Origin of the sequence: Bacillus cereus group sp. BfR-BA-01522, assembly GCF_022662635.1 — a bacterium.
GTDB lineage: Bacteria > Bacillota > Bacilli > Bacillales > Bacillaceae_G > Bacillus_A > Bacillus_A cytotoxicus.
Genome location: NZ_JAKUDY010000007.1, coordinates 1 through 18,742, shown reverse-complemented (window position 1 = coordinate 18,742; position 18,742 = coordinate 1). Strand labels below are relative to the sequence as shown.

Genomic DNA, 18,742 nt, shown 5'->3' with positions numbered 1-18,742 from the left:
GGGAGCATGAGGAATATGGAACAAGTATTACAAGTAACAAAGATGGATTTTTTAGGCACAGCAAGTGGGGCAGCCGTGTTAACAATGTTAATCGTATTCCTTGCAAATGTATTTGTATGATGAATAGAAATAGAAAGAATTTTTCATATTTGATTCGAACAATTATTTTAACAAGATAAAAGCTCTAACATATTAATTATTGATAATATGTTAGAGCTTTTTTTATTTTTGAGTGTTTTGTTGGAAATGAGCTAACTTTTAGATAGAAAAAAGTCGAATTTTATGTGGGAGAAAAAAAGAGGAATTTGACAGAAAAAATAGAAAAATTAAAAAGTCGCAAATTTGTTAGCTTGCTAACTAATTTGCTATTAGTATCTGAAAGAGTTTTCGAATGGTTGTAAGTATGTAATATTCAATTCATTTACAGGGGGATGAGAAAGTTATGAAACAACAATCTATGGATGCGTTGACTGCACAAATGGAGGATTTTTTCCCAGTACGTGATGTAGACCATGTAGAATTTTATGTAGGAAATGCAAAGCAGGCAAGTTATTATCTTGCAAGAGCATTTGGCTTCAAAATCGTAGCTTATTCTGGATTAGAGACAGGAAACCGCGAAAAGGTATCTTATGTTCTTGTACAAAAAAATATGCGCTTTGTTGTGTCTGGAGCATTAAATAGTGATAATCGTATCGCAGAATTTGTAAAACTTCATGGAGATGGGGTAAAAGACGTTGCGCTACTTGTTGACGATGTCGAGAAAGCATACTCAGAAGCTGTGAAACGAGGTGCTGTTGCAATTTCCCCTCCGGAAGAGTTAACAGATGAGAATGGAGCAATAAAAAAAGCAGTAATTGGTACGTATGGGGATACAATTCATACGCTTGTAGAGCGTAAAAACTATAAAGGAACATTTATGCCTGGCTATGAAAAAGCTGAGTTCGAAGTCCCATCAGAAGAAGCAGGTTTAATTGCTGTAGACCATGTTGTCGGTAACGTTGAGAAAATGGAAGAATGGGTTAGCTATTACGAAAATGTTATGGGCTTTAAACAAATGATTCATTTTGATGATGAAGATATTAGTACGGAATATTCTGCGTTGATGTCAAAAGTTATGACAAATGGAAGTCGTATTAAATTCCCGATTAATGAGCCTGCAGAAGGGAAACGAAAGTCGCAAATACAAGAATACTTAGAGTTTTACAATGGTGAGGGTGTACAACACCTTGCATTGTTAACAAATGATATTGTCAAAACAGTTGAAGCGCTTCGTGCCAATGGAGTTGAATTTTTAGACACACCAGATACGTATTATGAAGAATTAACGGCACGTGTCGGAGAAATCGATGAGGAAGTTGAAAAATTAAAAGAGCTTAAGATTTTAGTAGACCGTGATGATGAAGGATACTTACTACAAATTTTTACAAAACCGATTGTAGATCGTCCAACCTTATTTATTGAAATTATTCAGCGTAAAGGATCTCGTGGATTCGGAGAAGGGAACTTTAAGGCGTTATTTGAATCAATTGAAAGAGAGCAAGAACGTCGCGGAAACCTATAAAATGTATATCCACCAGTAAGAAATCGGACTGCTGGTGGATACGTTATTTGATGATAAGCAGGGAGGAGTATTGATGAAATTTGTTACGTTTCGTCTTCCTTCACAAGAGATGCGAGCAGGGTGGCTAGAAGGCGATCAAGTGATTGATATGAATATAGCAAGTGGTGGCGTACTTCCTTCTACAATGCTGGCTTTTTTAGAGAAAGCGAATGAGCACTTAGAGATTGCACGTCGTATTCAAAAGCCGACAAGTGGTATATACCCTTTAGAACATGTGGAACTTTGTGCTGCACTTCCAAATCCGAGCAGTATACGCGATTTCTATGCTTTTGAACAACATGTCAAAACAGCCCGTGGGCGTCGTGGTTTAGATGTCGTTCCTGAATGGTATGATATTGCGGTTTTTTATTTTACGAATCACCGTGCTGTAATCGGTCCAGATCATGTTGTCATTGGACCAAAGAATACCGAAAAGCTTGATTATGAATTAGAAATTGCTTGTGTTATAGGGAAAGAAGGTAGAGATATTCCGCGTGAACAAGCGGAAGAATATATTTTTGGTTATTGTATTATGAATGATTGGAGTGCAAGGGATTTACAGGCAAAAGAGATGAAAGTAGGGCTTGGGCCAGCAAAAGGAAAAGATTTTGCCACTTCATTAGGTGCTTATCTTGTTACAAAAGATGAGCTGGACATATATCGATTACAGGATCGTTATAACTTGGAAATGACCGCCCGTGTAAATGGAAATCTCTTATCCAAAGGGAATTTTCAAGATATTTATTATACGTTTGCAGAAATGATTGAGCGTGCCTCTGAAAATGTTACGTTATACCCTGGAGATGTAATAGGTTCTGGAACAGTAGGGACTGGATGCATTTTAGAATTAGGGACGGAGCAGTGGCTACAAGATGGCGATGTAGTAGAACTTGAAATTACAGGATTAGGTACACTGCGTAATACAATTAAAAAAGAGATGAAAGCAGGTGATGACCATGTATTATCGTCACATGGGAGAACTTCCCCATAAAAGACATGTACAATTTCGTAAAAAAGATGGATCACTTTACCGTGAACAAGTAATGGGAACAAAAGGTTTTTCGGGTACACAATCCATTTTATATCATCACTATATGCCGACAGAAGTAGAGCGCGCTACATTAGCGTATTCTTGTCAATTACAGTATGAAGAAGAGGGGGCGCTTTCGCATCGTCATTTTCGTACGAAGGAGAATCAAAAGAAAGGCGATGTAATAAGTGGTAGAAATTTTATATTAGGAAATGAAGATTTATTAATTGGTGTTGTACATCCGACGGAAAAAATGGACTATTTTTACCGCAATGGTGATGGAGATGAAATGTTATTTATCCATCATGGAACTGGAAAAATCGAAACGATGTTTGGAACGATTCATTATCGCAAAGGAGATTATATAACGATTCCAATCGGGACAATATATCGAATGATTCCAGACGAAGGTGAATCTAAGTTTCTTGTTGTAGAGGCGAATAGTCAAATTACAACACCGCGTCGTTATCGAAATGAGTATGGTCAGTTATTAGAACATAGCCCTTTCTGCGAGAGGGATATTCGCGGTCCAGAGAAACTGGAGACATATGATGAAAAGGGTGAATTTGTCGTTATGACAAAATCACGTGGATTTATGCATAAGCATGTTTTAGGTCATCATCCGTTAGATGTCGTTGGGTGGGACGGATATTTATATCCATGGGTCTTTAATATTGAAGATTTTGAACCGATTACAGGCCGTATTCATCAACCACCACCAGTTCATCAAACGTTTGAAGGGCATAATTTTGTTATTTGTTCTTTTGTACCTCGTTTATATGATTACCATCCTAAGGCTATTCCAGCACCGTATTATCATAGTAACGTGAATAGTGATGAGGTTCTGTATTATGTGGAAGGAAACTTTATGAGTAGGAAGGGGGTAGAAGAGGGGTCTATTACACTCCATCCAAGTGGAATTCCTCATGGACCGCATCCAGGTAAAACAGAAGCGAGTTTAGGGAAAAAGGAAACAATTGAATTAGCGGTTATGATTGATACATTCCGTCCGCTGCGCATTGTAAAACAAGCGCATGAAATAGAAGATGAAAAGTATATGTATAGTTGGATTGAAGAAAATTCGTATACAGTTAAATAGAAGAAAGAGCATGTTCAAAAAATGAACATGCTCTTTCTTTTTGGAATCGACAATGTATAGAATAGCAAAAATAACCAAAAAAAGATATAGGGATATAATGTTTGTTTATTTTTGATTGATTGAGGTGTAATGCTGCAATATGTACGCGCTGCATACGATGTAATAAATGATGAGCGTCGTGTGTTTTTCACAATAACAGGATATGTGTTTTGAAAATTTACATTTTTCTGTAATTGTTATAACATAATAAATGGCTAAATAAAGGGGGAAAAACATGAAGGAAACATGGCGTGAATTGAGAGGGATGGATCGTAATGTATGGATTCGATTTATAGGAGAAACGTTAAATGGAATTGCGATGATGATGTTGATGCCGTTTTTTGCATTGTATTTAAAAGATCGTGTAGATTCCTTATTTCAGGTAGGAATTATTATGGCGCTTTCTCCTATCGCAGCGAGTATCGGTTCTCTTATAGGGGGAAGAATTGCTGATATATATGGAAGAAAGCCCATTATGATTTTTTCGATGGCTAGTAATGCGCTCTTGATGCTCGGCTTTTTATTTATAGAAGGATTTATTCCTTATGCTATATTATCTATTCTTTTGGGATTTAGTAACTCGTTATTTCATCCAGCGGCGTCTGCAATGGTAGCTGATGTTACTGCACCTGAAAAAAGAACAGAGGCATATGGTCTATTGCGGATGGGACATAATATTGGGGCAGCAATTGGACCGATTCTGGGTTCATTGGTCGTTATACTATCAAAAGACCTTGTGTTTATGATTGCAGCATCTACTATGTTGTTTTATGCATTACTTGTCTTCCTATTGATTCGTGAAACAATGCCGAAAGCTCAGATTGCCCAAGCAAAAGGTGAAAGTAAGCAAAGAGGTTCTGTTTGGAGAGTTGTTTTAAAAGATAGAGTTTTAATGGTTTATTTGTTGGCAGGAATTATTATTTCAATGGGATTTTCTCAAACGGAGGGAATGCTCCCGCTTCATTTTGATAATGAAATGAAAGATATATTGGGGAAAAATAATCCGTACCCATATTTAATGGCTTTAAATGGCCTACTAGTTGTTTTATTTCAATTTCAAATTTCTAAATGGGCAACAGATAAGCCGGTTGGGAAGACGATGTTATATGGTGCGTGGCTATTTGGATTTGGTTTGTTTTTTATAGGATGGGTACCAAAATGGTTTGGCAACTTTGGAACCAATGTGACAGTTCTCTTCATCATATTGCTAATTATATATGCTGTATACACATTAGGAGAGATGATTATGTCTCCTGTACAAATGACATTTGTTGCTAATTTAGCACCGGAACATTTACGCGGGACATATATGGGTGCGGCAAGTTTGCAATGGATTACAGGGAATGCGTTTGGGCCTCTTTTAGGAGGTGTGTTACTTGACCGCTTATTAGGGCACTTATTATTTACAATTTTAGCGATAGGCTGCATAGTAGCAGGTCTTGTATACATATCATTAGATCATCTTGTTGAAAAGAAGCAAAAGGAAAATGCAGTAAAGCAATCTTTATAATGAATAGGTGACATACACAAAAGGAATGAATTTTTCATATTTTAGGGCAGTAAGACTCCCGCCTCAAGATTCAGAAAGAAGCAAGGAAGATAGGTGGGAGTAGGGAGGCCCGTAACAGCCCGATTGGTGAAGGATCATAATCAGTGGGGGATGAAGCCCCCCACTGATTAAAGTTTCACATTATATACTTCTAATAGAGAAACCAATACACGGTGCTTTTCTATTATTTGTGGAAGTTTCATTTTATTTCAAATAGAACTACCTATTTTTATAAAAAGTGCTAAAATAGAAAAATGAAAACAATTGGTTAGGGTGATTTCATTGACGAAAATTAAATTAGGTTTATTATATGGTGGGAAATCAGCAGAGCATCAAGTTTCATTACAAACAGCTCTAGCTGCTATTAAAGCATTAAATCAAGAAAAATTCGAGATTCATCCAATTTATATTACAGAGCAAGGCCAATGGATGCGTGGGGAACGCATTGAAGGCGAAGTAACAAGTGTGCAAGCTTTACAAATGAGTGGAGAAGCGAATGCCATTTCTCCGGTATCACTAAGTACAGAAATTATCCCTGCACCTGCTTCTAAGCAAGAGGAAGCAATTGATGTTATTTTCCCATTGCTACACGGGCCAAACGGTGAAGATGGAACGGTACAAGGACTATTAGAATTAATGAATATACCATATGTTGGGAATGGTGTGTTAGCATCAGCTGCTGGTATGGATAAAGTTGTGATGAAAAATATTTTTGCAGAGGCTGGATTAAACCAGGCAAAATATACATCTTTCGTTCGCAGTGTATGGGAGAAAAATCGTGAAGAAGCTTATGAAAAAGTAGAAGAAGCGCTAGGATATCCATGTTTTGTAAAACCAGCAAACCTTGGATCAAGCGTTGGTATTAATAAATGTAAAGATCGTGAAGAATTAGAGAAAGCATTTGAGGAAGCTTTCCAATTTGACCGTAAAATTATTGTAGAAGAAAATATTATCGGTCGTGAAGTGGAAGTGGGCGTTTTAGGAAATGATGATCCGAAATGTTCTGTTGTAGGTGAAATCGTACCTAAGAAAGAATTCTATGATTATAAATCGAAATATATTGATGGTGATACAGCATTAATTATCCCTGCTGAAATTACAGAAGAAGAAACAGCTACAATTCAACGAGATGCAATTCGTGCATTCCAAGCTTTGGATGGTGCGGGTTTAACAAGAGCTGACTTCTTTTTAACAAAAGATGGCGAAGTTTATATTAATGAAGTAAATACAATGCCAGGATTTACACCATTTAGCATGTTCCCGTTATTATGGCAACATACGGGGTTGTCATATCCAGAGTTAATTGAAGAATTAATTCGTTTAGCAATTGAGCGTCATAAGGAAAAACAAAAAATTAAATATACAATCTAACAAAAAAAGGGGGAAGCACTATTCACAAGAATAGTGCTTCCCCTATATAAGGAGTGTTTCATATGATAAAAAGAACGTTAAAGCAAATCGAGAAAATGGTAAATGGAACAGGCTTAGCAGAGAAATATTTTGATATGACTGCGCAAGGTGTTTCAATTGATACACGGAAAATGGAAAAAGGGAATGTATATGTGCCAATTCAAGGTGAACGTTTTGATGGTCATTCATTTGTAGAGAAAGCAATAGAGAGCGGTGCTGTAGCTACACTTTGGAAAAGAGATGTACAAAACCCACCTGCGAATATGCCAGTTATCTTTGTGGAAGATACATTGGAAGCATTGCAAATGTTAGCTAAAAACTATCGTGATCAATTGAATGTAAAAGTTGTTGGGGTAACAGGAAGTAATGGTAAGACATCTACAAAAGATATTGTGACGAGTCTTCTTGCAACTAAATTTAAAGTCCAAAAAACAGAAGGTAATTTTAACAATCATATCGGCCTACCTCTTACGATTTTAAATTTGGAAGAGGATACAGAAATTGCTGTTTTAGAAATGGGAATGTCTAGTAGAGGAGAAATTGAATTTTTATCTAAGTTAGCTCGTCCGAATGCAGCGATTATTACAAACATTGGCGAAGCTCATTTGATGGATTTAGGTTCTCGAGATGCAATTGCAGAAGCGAAGCTTGAGATTGTTACCGGATTACAAGAAGGTGGAGTATTTGTATATAACGGGGATGAGCCTTTATTAACAAATCGCGTACCGAAGATGGATTTAGCGGTAGAGACGATTACATTTGGAGATGCTAGAGCGAATGATTATTATCCAACTTCTGTGACATTACAAGCAACTGGGACGCATTTTACAATGAACCGAGATGAAAATGTATTGTTCTATTTGCCTGTTCTTGGGAAGCATAATGTATATAATGCACTTGCATCGATGGCAATTGCGAAATACTTTGGGGTGACATGGGAAGAAATGAAACAAGGTCTAGTGACGCTCCAAATGACAGGAATGCGTATGGAAGTTGTAAAAACAAATAGCGGATTAACAATTATTAATGATGCGTACAATGCAAGTCCAACTGCAATGGAAGCTGCTTTTCATTTGATGAATGGTTTAGATGGGTTTGCTAAAAAGATTGTTGTTCTGGGTGATATGTTAGAACTTGGAGATCAAGAAGTACAATTTCATTATGAGGTAGGTAAGCTCATTGATCCTGCACGAATTTCTTATGTATTCACATATGGTAGATTAGGAGCTCAAATTGCTGAAGGAGCAAAAATTAATTTCCCAAATGAACGTGTGAAGGCGTATGACAATAAGGAAGAATTAGTGAAAAATCTAAAAGATATTGTAGATATGGAAGATGTCGTGTTGGTGAAAGCATCTCGCGGGATGAAAATGGAAGAAATCATTACAATGTTGAAATAATTGGGGTATATAAATAGGAATGTTCATCACGAAAATAGCAGAAACTTATAATAAGCGCTTACAGTGAAAGTTGAAAAGAGAAAGTGAAGAAAAAAGCCCTATATTATGAAATAAGGTAACAGTTGGGGTTTGCTTTTTACACATACAAAACTTATAATTGATAAAGTGTAATAACGTTTAGAAGTATTTTCGTGACGAATATACGCCCGTTTATATACGTGAGCATTCAGGAAAAGGGCTTTTCCGCAAACACGGAAAAAGCCTTTTTTTAAATGATAAGTACTAGGATAAGAAAAGGAGAAGTAACATTGACAACATTTCGAGAATTAGGATTAAGCGATTCTTTACTGCAATCTGTTGAAAAAATGGGCTTTGAAGAGGCTACACCAATTCAAGCTGAAACAATTCCACATGCATTGCAAGGTAAAGACATTATTGGGCAAGCGCAAACAGGTACAGGAAAAACAGCTGCATTCGGATTACCACTATTAGAAAAAGTGGACACAAATAAAGAAATGGTTCAAGGAATTGTGATCGCGCCAACACGTGAATTAGCAATTCAAGTAGGTGAAGAACTTTATAAAATTGGTCAACATAAGCGCGTTCGTATTTTACCAATCTATGGTGGCCAAGATATTAACCGTCAAATTCGTGCACTAAAAAAACGTCCACACATTATTGTTGGTACGCCAGGACGTATTTTAGATCATATCAATCGTAAAACACTTCGTTTGCAAAATGTAGAAACGGTTGTTCTTGATGAAGCGGATGAAATGCTAAACATGGGCTTTATTGAAGATATTGAAGCGATTTTAACAGATGTGCCAGAAACGCATCAAACGCTATTATTCTCAGCGACAATGCCAGAGCCGATTCGTCGCATTGCGGAGCGTTTCATGACTGAGCCTCAGCACATTAAAGTAAAAGCAAAAGAAGTAACAATGCCAAATATCCAGCAGTTCTATTTAGAAGTACAAGAAAAGAAAAAATTTGACGTATTAACACGTTTATTAGATATTCAATCTCCAGAACTTGCAATCGTATTCGGTCGTACAAAGCGCCGTGTTGATGAATTATCAGAAGCACTAAACTTACGCGGTTATGCAGCGGAAGGGATTCATGGTGATTTAACACAAGCGAAACGCATGTCCGTACTTCGTAAATTCAAAGAAGGTTCTATTGAAGTTCTTGTTGCAACGGATGTAGCAGCACGTGGTCTTGATATTTCAGGTGTAACGCACGTATACAACTTTGACATTCCACAAGATCCAGAATCATACGTTCACCGTATTGGCCGTACGGGACGTGCTGGTAAAACGGGTCTTGCGATGTTATTTGTAACACCGCGTGAAATGGGACAATTGAAAAATATCGAGCGTACAACAAAGCGTAAAATGGATCGCATGAAAGCACCAACGCTGGATGAAGCATTAGAAGGGCAACAACGTCTAATTGCGGAAAAACTACAAAGTGCAATTGAAAATGACAATTTATCATACTACAAGCGTATTGCAGAAGAAATGTTAGAAGAAAATGATTCTGTAGCGGTTGTAGCAGCTGCTTTAAAAATGATGACAAAAGAGCCGGATACAACGCCAATCTCTTTAACATCAGAACCGCCTGTAATTTCACGTGGTTCTAAGAAACGAAGCGGCGGATATCGTGATGGTAACCGCAACCGTAGTCGTGACCGTGATGGCCGTAATCGCGATCGTAATCGCAGCCGTGGTCGTAAAGGTGAAGGTCGCTCTGGCTCTTCAAATGGACGTGGTGAAAGAAAGCATCATAGCCGTAAGCCACAAGCTTAATAAAAAAAGGATGATTTTTGAATCATCCTTTTTTTGTGCATATATGATACTAAAAAGAGAAGATGCAGCATAGTGAGAGCCCTTCCATTCTATAAGTTCTACATTAACGCGTGTTTTGTAAAAAAGGTGCCAAAATACCACCGATTAAGAGACCGGTTAAATGGCTGATAGGATTAGAAGAAGAATGAAAGAAAGTAAAGAGGAGAAGGATAAATAGAATTGAAAAAAATAACATGAGTTCCTTTCCGTTTGCATCGCGATAGTGGCTGTAAAAAATGAAAAGTTGTGCGCCGAGTAGACCAAATATGCTACCGGATGCCCCAGTATGGATATATGTAATGGACATAATGAGGTAAGAGAGAATATTACCGCTAATACCAGCGGTAAAAAAAATAATAGAAAAAGCGATGCTACCTAAGTATTTTTCAATTGAAAGGCCGAGAATAAGTAAACAAATCATATTTGAAAGAAAATGCTGAAAGTCGACGTGAAGAAAAAGGGAAGTTATAAATCGCCACCATTCTCCATTAGATATGTATTCATTGTAGGCGGCTAAAGTAGAGAAGAAAAAATGTCCCAATAGCATCATAAACACTTGTAAGAAGAGTAAAGAGAAGGTGACGGGTTGTGAGCTGATTCGTATATATGGCAATATCCTTGGCATTTTATAATCCCACCTTTTGCATCGGAAAGATTCTCTGTTATTCTTACAATATGAATGAAGAGAGAGAAATAGAAGAAGGGGATTGTTAGAATGATTCTAGGTATTGGGATAGACATTATTGAGTTAAATCGAATTGAAAAGATGATAAATGGAAAACTGAACTTTATAGAAAGGATTTTGACTGAAACAGAACGCGACGTTGCTGCTAAGTTAAAGGGGAAGCGTCTTGTAGAATTTGTAGCTGGAAGATTTGCAGCAAAAGAGGCGTATTCTAAAGCTGTTGGAACGGGTATTGGAAAAGAAGTGAGTTTTTTAGATATTGAAATAAAAAATGATCAAAAAGGGAAACCAGTACTTTTTACAAATACGGAATATATTGTCCATCTATCCATTAGTCATAGTAGAGAATTCGCAGTTGCTCAAGTTGTTTTAGAAAGCCCGTCATGCTAGTCTGCATATTTTGAAGCTTTGTCTCATATATTTGAGGTAGCGATAGGGAAGAAATATCTTCCATTTATTTATGGGGCAAAGGGGCTGAAATGATGAAAAGGCAGCTATTTTTAGTGATTGTCGGTTTATTGACCGTTTTTGTGCTAGCGGGTTGTATGGAGAAGAAACAGGAAGATGTTGTGCGGGATTTAGAAGCGAAAGTGAAAGGGATGAAGAGCTACCAGGCTGAAGCAACATTGTCTATTAAGACGGGAAATGAGCCGCAAGAGTACAAAGTAGAAGTTTGGCACAAAGAGCCTGCTTATTACCGTGTGAATTTGAAAAATGCGAAGAAAGATCAAAGTCAAATTATTTTAAGAAATAATGAAGGTGTGTTTGTGTTAACACCATCTCTTAATAAAAGTTTTCGCTTCCAAAGCGATTGGCCACAAAATAGCAGTCAAGCTTATTTATATGAGTCGCTTGTAAGGGACATCTTAAAGGATAAGAAGAATCTCTCGTTTAAAAAGACCGATAAATACTATGTATTTAAGACAAAAACGAATTATCATCATCAAAACATGTTACCACAGCAGGAAATAAAATTGAATAAGAGTGATTTAGCACCTGTTTCAGTAAAACTAATGGATAACGATCAAAATGTTCTTGTGAAAGTCGACTTCTCAAAGGTGAAATTTGATGCAAAATTTGATAAAGGTGCTTTTGATATGAAACAAAATATGTCAAGAGCACAAATGGATGTACAAACAACTGTGAAAGAAGATAAGTCATTTGCTATTTTATATCCGCGCGATACCCCGCAAGGTGTTGTTTTAAAAGAAGAGAAAGAGTTAAAGACAGACAGTGGCAAGCGTGCGATTCTCACATACACTGGAGAGAAGAAATCTTTTACTTTAATACAAGAAAAGGCAAAAGCTGCGGAGGCTTCGTCGCCAATTCGTGTAAGTGGAGAGTTAGTTGACCTAGGCTTTACAATTGGCGCATTAACAAAGGACTCCTTAACATGGTCTCATAACGGAGTGGAATATATGCTTGTGTCTAAAGGTTTAAAACAAGAAGAGTTGTTAATGGTTGCTCGTTCTGTTACAGAAAAGCAGGTGAAATGACCTTTTTTAGACGTGGTGATATATACACCACGTTTTTTCTTACTTCAAGGAATGGATTTCGTGAAAAGTTGCATATAAAAGAATAAGCTTCGTATATCTTATATAAGGAAGTGTTTTTTTATGGAAGAATTATCGTTTTACCGTGATACGTGGGTTGAAGTAGACTTGGATGCAATTTATAACAATGTTACGCGCATTAAAGAATTAATCCGAGATGATGTAGAGATTTTTGCTGTAGTAAAAGGGAATGCATATGGACATGGCTATGTACCAGTAGCCAAAACAGCATTAGAGGCCGGAGCGACAAGATTAGCAGTTGCGTTTTTAGATGAAGCTTTGATCCTTCGGCGTGCAGGTATTACAGCACCTATTTTAGTATTAGGTCCCTCAGCGCCACGCGATGTAAATGTAGCTGCGGAACATGATGTTACATTAACTGTGTTTCAAAAAGAATGGGTGGAAGAAGCGATAAAACTTTGGAATAGTCCAGTTTCAATGAAATTTCATCTTAACTTTGATAGTGGTATGGGGAGAATTGGGATTCGTGAGCGCGGGGAATTAGAAGGATTTTTAAGAAGTTTAGAAAATGCTCCATTTCTAGAGTTTGAAGGAGTTTATACACATTTTGCAACAGCGGACGAAGTAGAGACATCGTACTTTGATAAACAATACAATACATTTTTAGAGCAACTGAGTTGGTTGGAAAAACTTGGAGTCAGTCCGAGGCTTGTTCATGCAGCGAATAGTGCAGCTACTTTGAGATTCCATGGAATTACATTTAATGCTGTTCGGATCGGAATTGCAATGTATGGGGTAACACCATCTATAGAAATAAGCCCTTTTTTACCAATACAATTAGAAGCGGCCCTTTCTCTTCATTCAACTGTTGCACATATTAAGCAAGTTATGAAAGGAGATGGGGTTAGCTATGGTGTTACGTATCAGACGAGGACGGAGGAGTGGATTGCTACCATACCGATTGGTTATGCGGATGGCTGGCTTAGAAGATTACAAGGATTTAAAGTGCTTGTAAATGGAAAACGAGTTCCGATTGTAGGTAGAGTTACAATGGACCAATTGATGTTGCGTCTTCCTTATAAAGTTTCTCTTGGTACAAAAGTCACACTTATTGGCAAACAAGGGAGTGAATATATTCACGCAGCAGAAGTTGCGGAGTACACAAGTACGATTAATTACGAGATTATAACAACGACTAGTTTTCGTGTACCGCGTATATTCATTCGAAATGGGAAAGTAGTAGAAGTAATCAACTATTTGAATGATATATAAAAGAAGTATTTAAGATTAGCTCGTAGGCATAAAGGTATTATATGATGTTGAAATTAGAAAAGGAAAAATAAAAGAGAATGAATGTTTTGTTTGTGAATTGGAAAACATAAGCAAGGAATAAGGAAGTCTTTGCAACAGGCTCCATACAATGGTATTATTACAATAGGTGTCATATATATTTGAGTGTGTAGTTGACGGTGGAGGTGTATTTTTGTGTCCGAATCAAGTGTAACTACTGAAATCGTGGTTCGGTTGCCAAAGCAAGTGGTGACGGAATTGGACGGGATTGGAAAACAAGAGAATAAGAATCGCCATGAACTAATTTGCCAGGCAACACAACTGTTATTGCGTCAACATAAGACGAAAAAACGCTACCAACATGAATCAATGCGACGTGGGTACATTGAAATGGGAAAAATTAATCTTGGTATTGCATCTGAAGCTTTCTTAGCAGAGTATGAAGCAGCTCATACAGTAGAACGCTTAGTAAGCGGGGGGTAATATTTTGATTGTAAAACGCGGCGACGTGTATTTTGCAGACCTTTCCCCAGTTGTTGGTTCTGAGCAAGGAGGCGTTCGTCCGGTTCTTGTCATTCAAAATGACATCGGAAATCGTTTTAGTCCGACTGTGATTGTAGCAGCGATTACTGCACAGATTCAGAAAGCAAAATTGCCCACGCATGTGGAGATTGATGCGAAGAAGTACGGATTTGAGAGGGATTCTGTGATCTTGCTCGAGCAGATTCGAACAATTGATAAGCAACGCTTAACGGACAAAATCACACATTTAGATGAAGTGATGATGATTCGTGTAGATGAGGCTTTACAAATTAGTTTAGGACTAATAGATTTTTAAATCGGCAGTTTAAGTTGCTCTTTGTAGGGGCAACTTTTTTTATTAGAGGAGGTTTCGATTATATATGGAAATGGTAGATAATCGTCAAGTGTTAATGAAAATGTTAGTAAAAGAATTAGGCTTTACTGAAAAACAAATTCGTCATGTGATTCAATTAACAGAAGAGGGTAACACAGTTCCATTTATTGCTCGTTACCGAAAAGAATGGACAGGTTCTTTAGATGAAGTGCAGATTCGTGCAATCTTAGATAGATGGCAGTATGTCATGCAACTCGAAGAGCGAAAAGAAGAAGTGATTCGTCTAATCGAGGAAAAGGGTAAATTGACAGAAGAGTTGCACCAACAGATTATTGCTGCAACAAAATTACAGGAAGTAGAGGATTTATACCGTCCTTATAAAGAAAAGAGAAGAACAAAAGCAACGATCGCAAAGGAAAAAGGGCTAGAGCCGTTAGCAGAATGGTTATTGCTATTTTCAAAAGAGGAACCGCTATTTAAAGCAAAGTCCTTTATAAATACTGAGAAAAAAGTGGACTCGGCAGAGGACGCATTGCAAGGAGCGCAGGATATTATTGCGGAAATGATTTCAGATGACGCTTCCTATCGCACTTGGATTCGAAATGTTACGTTTAAAAAGGGAATGATTTCTTCTTCTGTGAAAGATGAAGAAAAAGATGAAAAGAACATATATGAGATGTATTACGGTTATGAAGAAGCAATCCAAAAAATTGTACCACATCGTGTGCTAGCTATGAATCGTGGTGAAAAAGAAGAGATATTAAAAGTTTCTATTGTGCCGCCTGTAGAAGAAGTGCTTCGTTTTTTACATAAGAAAGTGATTTGTGATGAATCTTCGAAAAGTGCCATGTATGTACAATTAGCGCTTGAAGATGGATATAAACGTTTAATTCAGCCGTCGATTGAAAGGGAAATTCGTAAGGAATTAACAGAAGTAGCAGAAGAGCAAGCGATTCATATTTTTGCTGAGAATTTGCGTAACTTATTATTGCAGCCGCCTATGAAAGGGAAAGTCGTATTGGCGGTAGATCCTGCATATAGAACAGGCTGTAAATTAGCAGTAGTCGATGATACAGGAAAGGTACTGCATATTGATGTCATTTATCCGCATCCGCCTGTGAAAAAGTACGATGATGCAAAACAGAAAGTTCTTTCTATTATAAATCAGTATAAAGTACAAATGATTGCAATTGGAAATGGAACAGCTTCAAGGGAAACAGAAGAATTTATTGTGGATGCCTTGCAAGATGTTAAACAAGATGTATTTTACATGATTGTCAATGAGGCGGGAGCTAGTGTATATTCAGCTTCTGATTTAGCACGTGAAGAATTTCCGGATTTACAAGTTGAGGAGAGAAGTGCGGTTTCAATTGGTCGTCGTTTACAAGATCCGCTTGCTGAATTGGTAAAGATAGATCCAAAATCAGTTGGAGTGGGGCAATATCAACATGATGTATCGCAAAAGAGATTGAACGAATCATTAACATTTGTAGTAGAAACAGCTGTTAACCAAGTTGGGGTAAATGTAAATACAGCTTCGGTGCCACTATTGCAATATGTATCAGGATTATCCAAAACAGTTGCGAAAAATATTGTTGTAAAACGCGAAGAGAATGGAAAATTTACAAATCGTGCAGAACTTAAGAAAATACCGCGACTAGGTGCGAAAACATATGAACAATGTATCGGTTTCTTACGGATACTAGAAGGAGAAAACCCATTAGACCGAACAAGTATTCATCCTGAACAGTATAAGAATGTTGAATTGCTATTAAACAAAATAGGGTTAACAATTCAAGATGTAGGAACACCAGAACTACAAAAACGTTTAGAAGGAGTAGACGTTTCGAAATTATCTTCAGAAACCAATATCGGTGAACCTACTTTAATGGATATTATAGATGCTTTAATTAGCCCTGAACGCGACTTACGTGATGAATTACCGAAACCGTTGCTTAAAAAAGGTATTTTGAAACTAGAAGATTTAAAGCGCGGTATGGAATTAGAAGGGACTGTTCGAAACGTTGTTGATTTCGGTGCTTTTATAGATATTGGTGTGAAGCAAGATGGATTGGTACATATTTCTAAGTTAAGTAAGCAATTTGTAAAGCATCCATTAGATATTGTGTCGGTTGGACAAATTGTAAAGGTATGGGTAGATGATGTGGATATGAAAAAGGGACGTGTAGCTTTATCCATGTTGCCTATCGAGTAAGAAAGAAAAGAGAGCAGAAAAGATTGCTCTCTTTTCTTTATGGTAGTTTGCGTGATAAAAAAATAAGTATTCGTTAGGAACGTGGAAGTGCAGTCGAATTTTGATTTGTGTTGCTATAATAAAACCAGCATTCATTTAAAAGCTTAATTTGATACCGGTTTTTTTCAAAATATGCACGCTGCATTTGTTTTCGAAGCCATGTGGGCACGCGTATCCCTCCTTGTTTTATCCTACTCAAATAAGTAGTTTCTTTGTGTGAAAAGGCATATAGATGTGTTGTGTTAGAAACGCCCTATAAGAGTTTAGGGAAGAGACTTCTATCATTTATCCCGCCATTTTAGGACAGTAAGACTCTCGCCTCAAGATGCAGAGAGAAGCAAGGAAGATAGGTTGGAAGCCCTACTGCCGGTAACAAACAGCCCGGTTGGTGAAAGTTTATAATCAGTAGAGATGAAGAAACCTACTGATTAAAGTTTCACTTTATAGAAGTTCTGCCTTTTGTATGAGGATGGGTATATGTACTATTTAATATATGTATCAAAAGCAAGAAAAGTGTAAATTTATTTTTCATTTGGGAGGAATACAGGTGAATGACAAAGAAATTCAAAGACTTGTAGAAGAAATATCATTACGATATTTTGAAATGCCATTTTTACATAGAGCGACATTTAATATGCGATTACGGACAACAGGCGGGCGATATGTATTAAAAAGTCATAATATAGAACTGAATTATCATTACTACAAATTATACGGGAGAGAAGAATTGATTGGAATCATTAAGCATGAACTATGCCATTATCATTTGCATATTGAAGGAAAAGGATATCAGCATAGGGATCGTGACTTTCGTCAACTATTAGAAAAAGTGGATGCACCTCGATTTTGTAAGAGAATGCCTGTATCAAATAAAGGAGAGAGAACGTATGTATATGAATGTGTGGAGTGTTCGTTTCAATATGTACGTAGGCGTCAAATGAATATAAGAAAATATGTGTGCGGAAGGTGCAAGGGGAAAGTAAAACAAATTGAAAAACGCCTTGACAGTTAAAAAGCAATCCAGTATATTATAAGCATGTCACGTTTGAACAAAATGTAAAAAAACATCTTGACTTACAACGTGAAATTTTATAAGATACAAATTGTCTTTATTCCGCAGTAGCTCAGTGGTAGAGCTATCGGCTGTTAACCGATCGGTCGTAGGTTCGAGTCCTACCTGCGGAGTTATACAGAGAAGTACCCAAGAGGCTCAAGGGGCTCCCCTGCTAAGGGAGTAGGTCGCTAACGCGGCGCGAGGGTTCGAATCCCTTCTTCTCTGCCATTTATTGGCCCGTTGGTCAAGTGGTTAAGACACCGCCCTTTCACGGCGGTAACACGGGTTCGAATCCCGTACGGGTCACCACTTTTGGAGGATTAGCTCAGCTGGGAGAGCACCTGCCTTACAAGCAGGGGGTCGGCGGTTCGATCCCGTCATCCTCCACCATATCTTGCATAGAAATAGGTAGATTAAGTTCAAATGGTCCCGTGGTGTAGTGGTTAACATGCCTGCCTGTCACGCAGGAGATCGCCGGTTCGACCCCGGTCGGGACCGCCATTTCAACTTCTGCTATCAGCAGTTGTTTTTTATTTGTTTCTATGATATAATATTTTGCATTACAAAAAAAATGATGGGCTATAGCCAAGCGGTAAGGCAACGGACTTTGACTCCGTCATGCGCTGGTTCGAATCCAGCTAGCCCAGCCATTTATGAGCCATTAGCTCAGTTGGTAGAGCATCTGACTTTTAATCAGAGGGTCGAAGGTTCGAGTCCTTCATGGCTCACTCTTTTTTATTTCCGCGGGTGTGGCGGAATTGGCAGACGCACCAGACTTAGGATCTGGCGCCTTTGGCGTGGGGGTTCGACTCCCTTCACCCGCATACGCGGTCGTGGCGGAATGGCAGACGCGCTAGGTTGAGGGCCTAGTGGGGGCAACCCCGTGGAGGTTCAAGTCCTCTCGGCCGCACCAAAGAAAAATAAAAAAGTGCTTGCAATTAAAAATGTGTTATGATAAGATGATTAAGTCGCTAAGAGATGGCGATGAAAAATATTACAAATAAGCGCCCGTAGCTCAATTGGATAGAGCGTTTGACTACGGATCAAGAGGTTAGGGGTTCGACTCCTCTCGGGCGCGCCATTAACGGGAAGTGGCTCAGCTTGGTAGAGCACCT

At 37.9% G+C, this 18,742-nt stretch carries 17 protein-coding genes and 10 tRNA genes; 25 read left to right on the top strand and 2 right to left on the bottom strand.

The window, feature by feature from the left end; genetic code table 11:
- The first annotated feature begins 6 nt into the window (after window positions 1–6).
- The 8 genes from MR059_RS11875 (at window position 7) to MR059_RS11840 (ending at window position 9,935) form a co-directional block, all read left to right on the top strand.
- The gene (locus tag MR059_RS11875; RefSeq protein ID WP_011983354.1) at window positions 7–120 is read left to right on the top strand and encodes a DUF3948 family protein; all 114 of its coding nucleotides are present in this window, start codon (window positions 7–9) and stop codon (window positions 118–120) included.
- 322 nt (window positions 121–442) lie between these two features.
- The gene (gene hppD / locus MR059_RS11870; RefSeq protein ID WP_011983355.1) at window positions 443–1,561 is read left to right on the top strand and encodes a 4-hydroxyphenylpyruvate dioxygenase; all 1,119 of its coding nucleotides are present in this window, start codon (window positions 443–445) and stop codon (window positions 1,559–1,561) included.
- A 73-nt stretch (window positions 1,562–1,634) separates the two neighbouring features.
- Window positions 1,635–2,591, top strand: a complete 957-nt coding sequence (locus MR059_RS11865; RefSeq protein WP_011983356.1) for a fumarylacetoacetate hydrolase family protein — start codon at window positions 1,635–1,637, stop codon at window positions 2,589–2,591.
- Window positions 2,557–3,729 carry a homogentisate 1,2-dioxygenase gene (locus tag MR059_RS11860; protein ID WP_011983357.1) on the top strand — a complete coding sequence of 391 codons (1,173 nt, stop codon included), beginning with the start codon at window positions 2,557–2,559 and terminating at the stop codon, window positions 3,727–3,729. The genes MR059_RS11865 and MR059_RS11860 overlap by 35 nt, the downstream gene beginning before the upstream one ends.
- 274 nt (window positions 3,730–4,003) lie before the next feature.
- Window positions 4,004–5,278 carry an MDR family MFS transporter gene (locus MR059_RS11855; protein ID WP_242161767.1) on the top strand — a complete coding sequence of 425 codons (1,275 nt, stop codon included), beginning with the start codon at window positions 4,004–4,006 and terminating at the stop codon, window positions 5,276–5,278.
- Window positions 5,279–5,599: 321 nt separating this feature from the next.
- Window positions 5,600–6,688: a D-alanine--D-alanine ligase gene (locus tag MR059_RS11850; RefSeq protein WP_011983359.1), complete on the top strand. Its 1,089-nt coding sequence runs from the start codon at window positions 5,600–5,602 to the stop codon at window positions 6,686–6,688.
- Between the two features lie 62 nt (window positions 6,689–6,750).
- Entirely contained in the window at window positions 6,751–8,127 is a 1,377-nt protein-coding gene (locus MR059_RS11845) for a UDP-N-acetylmuramoyl-tripeptide--D-alanyl-D-alanine ligase (protein ID WP_011983360.1), read from the top strand.
- 308 nt (window positions 8,128–8,435) lie between these two features.
- Entirely contained in the window at window positions 8,436–9,935 is a 1,500-nt protein-coding gene (locus tag MR059_RS11840) for a degradosome RNA helicase CshA (RefSeq protein WP_041809375.1), read from the top strand.
- A gap of 103 nt (window positions 9,936–10,038) precedes the next feature.
- Here MR059_RS11840 and MR059_RS11835 read toward each other — a convergent pair whose 3' ends face one another.
- Window positions 10,039–10,599 (bottom strand): rhomboid family intramembrane serine protease, encoded by a 561-nt coding sequence (locus tag MR059_RS11835; RefSeq protein WP_011983362.1) that lies wholly within the window; start codon window positions 10,597–10,599, stop codon window positions 10,039–10,041.
- Between the two features lie 90 nt (window positions 10,600–10,689).
- Here MR059_RS11835 and acpS point away from each other — a divergent pair, with 90 nt between their 5' ends.
- The 6 genes from acpS to MR059_RS11805 all read left to right on the top strand — a co-directional run bounded on the left by acpS (window position 10,690) and on the right by MR059_RS11805 (window position 16,534).
- On the top strand, window positions 10,690–11,049 hold the full coding sequence (acpS, locus tag MR059_RS11830) for a holo-ACP synthase (protein ID WP_011983363.1): 360 nt from the start codon (window positions 10,690–10,692) through the stop codon (window positions 11,047–11,049).
- Between the two features lie 155 nt (window positions 11,050–11,204).
- On the top strand, window positions 11,205–12,155 hold the full coding sequence (locus MR059_RS11825; protein WP_041810183.1) for a LolA family protein: 951 nt from the start codon (window positions 11,205–11,207) through the stop codon (window positions 12,153–12,155).
- Between the two features lie 120 nt (window positions 12,156–12,275).
- On the top strand, window positions 12,276–13,445 hold the full coding sequence (alr, locus tag MR059_RS11820; protein ID WP_011983365.1) for an alanine racemase: 1,170 nt from the start codon (window positions 12,276–12,278) through the stop codon (window positions 13,443–13,445).
- A gap of 213 nt (window positions 13,446–13,658) precedes the next feature.
- Window positions 13,659–13,946, top strand: coding sequence for an antitoxin EndoAI (locus MR059_RS11815; RefSeq protein WP_000004571.1), 288 nt, complete (start codon window positions 13,659–13,661; stop codon window positions 13,944–13,946).
- Window positions 13,947–13,950: 4 nt separating this feature from the next.
- A complete protein-coding gene (ndoA, locus tag MR059_RS11810; protein ID WP_000635963.1) occupies window positions 13,951–14,301 on the top strand; it encodes a type II toxin-antitoxin system endoribonuclease NdoA in 351 nt (116 codons plus the stop codon).
- Window positions 14,302–14,365: 64 nt separating this feature from the next.
- Window positions 14,366–16,534 carry a Tex family protein gene (locus MR059_RS11805; protein WP_011983366.1) on the top strand — a complete coding sequence of 723 codons (2,169 nt, stop codon included), beginning with the start codon at window positions 14,366–14,368 and terminating at the stop codon, window positions 16,532–16,534.
- A gap of 73 nt (window positions 16,535–16,607) precedes the next feature.
- Here the strand turns inward: MR059_RS11805 and cmpA are convergent, their stop codons facing one another.
- Window positions 16,608–16,742: a cortex morphogenetic protein CmpA gene (cmpA, locus tag MR059_RS11800; RefSeq protein ID WP_087097560.1), complete on the bottom strand. Its 135-nt coding sequence runs from the start codon at window positions 16,740–16,742 to the stop codon at window positions 16,608–16,610.
- A 378-nt stretch (window positions 16,743–17,120) separates the two neighbouring features.
- Between cmpA and MR059_RS11795 the strand changes: the two genes are divergently transcribed.
- The 11 genes from MR059_RS11795 (at window position 17,121) to MR059_RS11745 (ending at window position 18,708) form a co-directional block, all read left to right on the top strand.
- Window positions 17,121–17,585, top strand: a complete 465-nt coding sequence (locus MR059_RS11795; RefSeq protein WP_011983367.1) for a SprT family protein — start codon at window positions 17,121–17,123, stop codon at window positions 17,583–17,585.
- 101 nt (window positions 17,586–17,686) lie between these two features.
- A tRNA-Asn gene (locus tag MR059_RS11790) sits at window positions 17,687–17,758 on the top strand.
- A gap of 6 nt (window positions 17,759–17,764) precedes the next feature.
- Window positions 17,765–17,855: transfer RNA gene (locus MR059_RS11785), tRNA-Ser, on the top strand.
- Between the two features lie 6 nt (window positions 17,856–17,861).
- A tRNA-Glu gene (locus MR059_RS11780) sits at window positions 17,862–17,936 on the top strand.
- 5 nt (window positions 17,937–17,941) lie between these two features.
- A tRNA-Val gene (locus MR059_RS11775) sits at window positions 17,942–18,017 on the top strand.
- A gap of 35 nt (window positions 18,018–18,052) precedes the next feature.
- A tRNA-Asp gene (locus tag MR059_RS11770) sits at window positions 18,053–18,128 on the top strand.
- A gap of 74 nt (window positions 18,129–18,202) precedes the next feature.
- Window positions 18,203–18,277: transfer RNA gene (locus MR059_RS11765), tRNA-Gln, on the top strand.
- Window positions 18,278–18,282: 5 nt separating this feature from the next.
- Window positions 18,283–18,355 (top strand) — tRNA-Lys (locus MR059_RS11760).
- 15 nt (window positions 18,356–18,370) lie between these two features.
- Window positions 18,371–18,451: transfer RNA gene (locus MR059_RS11755), tRNA-Leu, on the top strand.
- 3 nt (window positions 18,452–18,454) lie between these two features.
- Window positions 18,455–18,540, top strand: a tRNA-Leu gene (locus MR059_RS11750).
- Between the two features lie 91 nt (window positions 18,541–18,631).
- Window positions 18,632–18,708: transfer RNA gene (locus MR059_RS11745), tRNA-Arg, on the top strand.
- Window positions 18,709–18,742: the final 34 nt, after the last annotated feature.

What these genes read in the sequence shown, in the direction of transcription:
- acpS (WP_011983363.1), top strand. Translation starts at nt 10,690, where the DNA reads ATGATTCTAGGTATTGGGATAGACATTATTGAGTTAAATCGAATTGAA.
- MR059_RS11855 (WP_242161767.1), top strand. Translation starts at nt 4,004, where the DNA reads ATGAAGGAAACATGGCGTGAATTGAGAGGGATGGATCGTAATGTATGG.
- alr (WP_011983365.1), top strand. Translation starts at nt 12,276, where the DNA reads ATGGAAGAATTATCGTTTTACCGTGATACGTGGGTTGAAGTAGACTTG.
- MR059_RS11805 (WP_011983366.1), top strand. Translation starts at nt 14,366, where the DNA reads ATGGAAATGGTAGATAATCGTCAAGTGTTAATGAAAATGTTAGTAAAA.
- MR059_RS11860 (WP_011983357.1), top strand. Translation starts at nt 2,557, where the DNA reads ATGTATTATCGTCACATGGGAGAACTTCCCCATAAAAGACATGTACAA.
- MR059_RS11875 (WP_011983354.1), top strand. Translation starts at nt 7, where the DNA reads ATGAGGAATATGGAACAAGTATTACAAGTAACAAAGATGGATTTTTTA.
- MR059_RS11865 (WP_011983356.1), top strand. Translation starts at nt 1,635, where the DNA reads ATGAAATTTGTTACGTTTCGTCTTCCTTCACAAGAGATGCGAGCAGGG.
- MR059_RS11835 (WP_011983362.1), bottom strand. Translation starts at nt 10,599, where the DNA reads ATGCCAAGGATATTGCCATATATACGAATCAGCTCACAACCCGTCACC.
- hppD (WP_011983355.1), top strand. Translation starts at nt 443, where the DNA reads ATGAAACAACAATCTATGGATGCGTTGACTGCACAAATGGAGGATTTT.
- MR059_RS11845 (WP_011983360.1), top strand. Translation starts at nt 6,751, where the DNA reads ATGATAAAAAGAACGTTAAAGCAAATCGAGAAAATGGTAAATGGAACA.
- MR059_RS11825 (WP_041810183.1), top strand. Translation starts at nt 11,205, where the DNA reads ATGGAGAAGAAACAGGAAGATGTTGTGCGGGATTTAGAAGCGAAAGTG.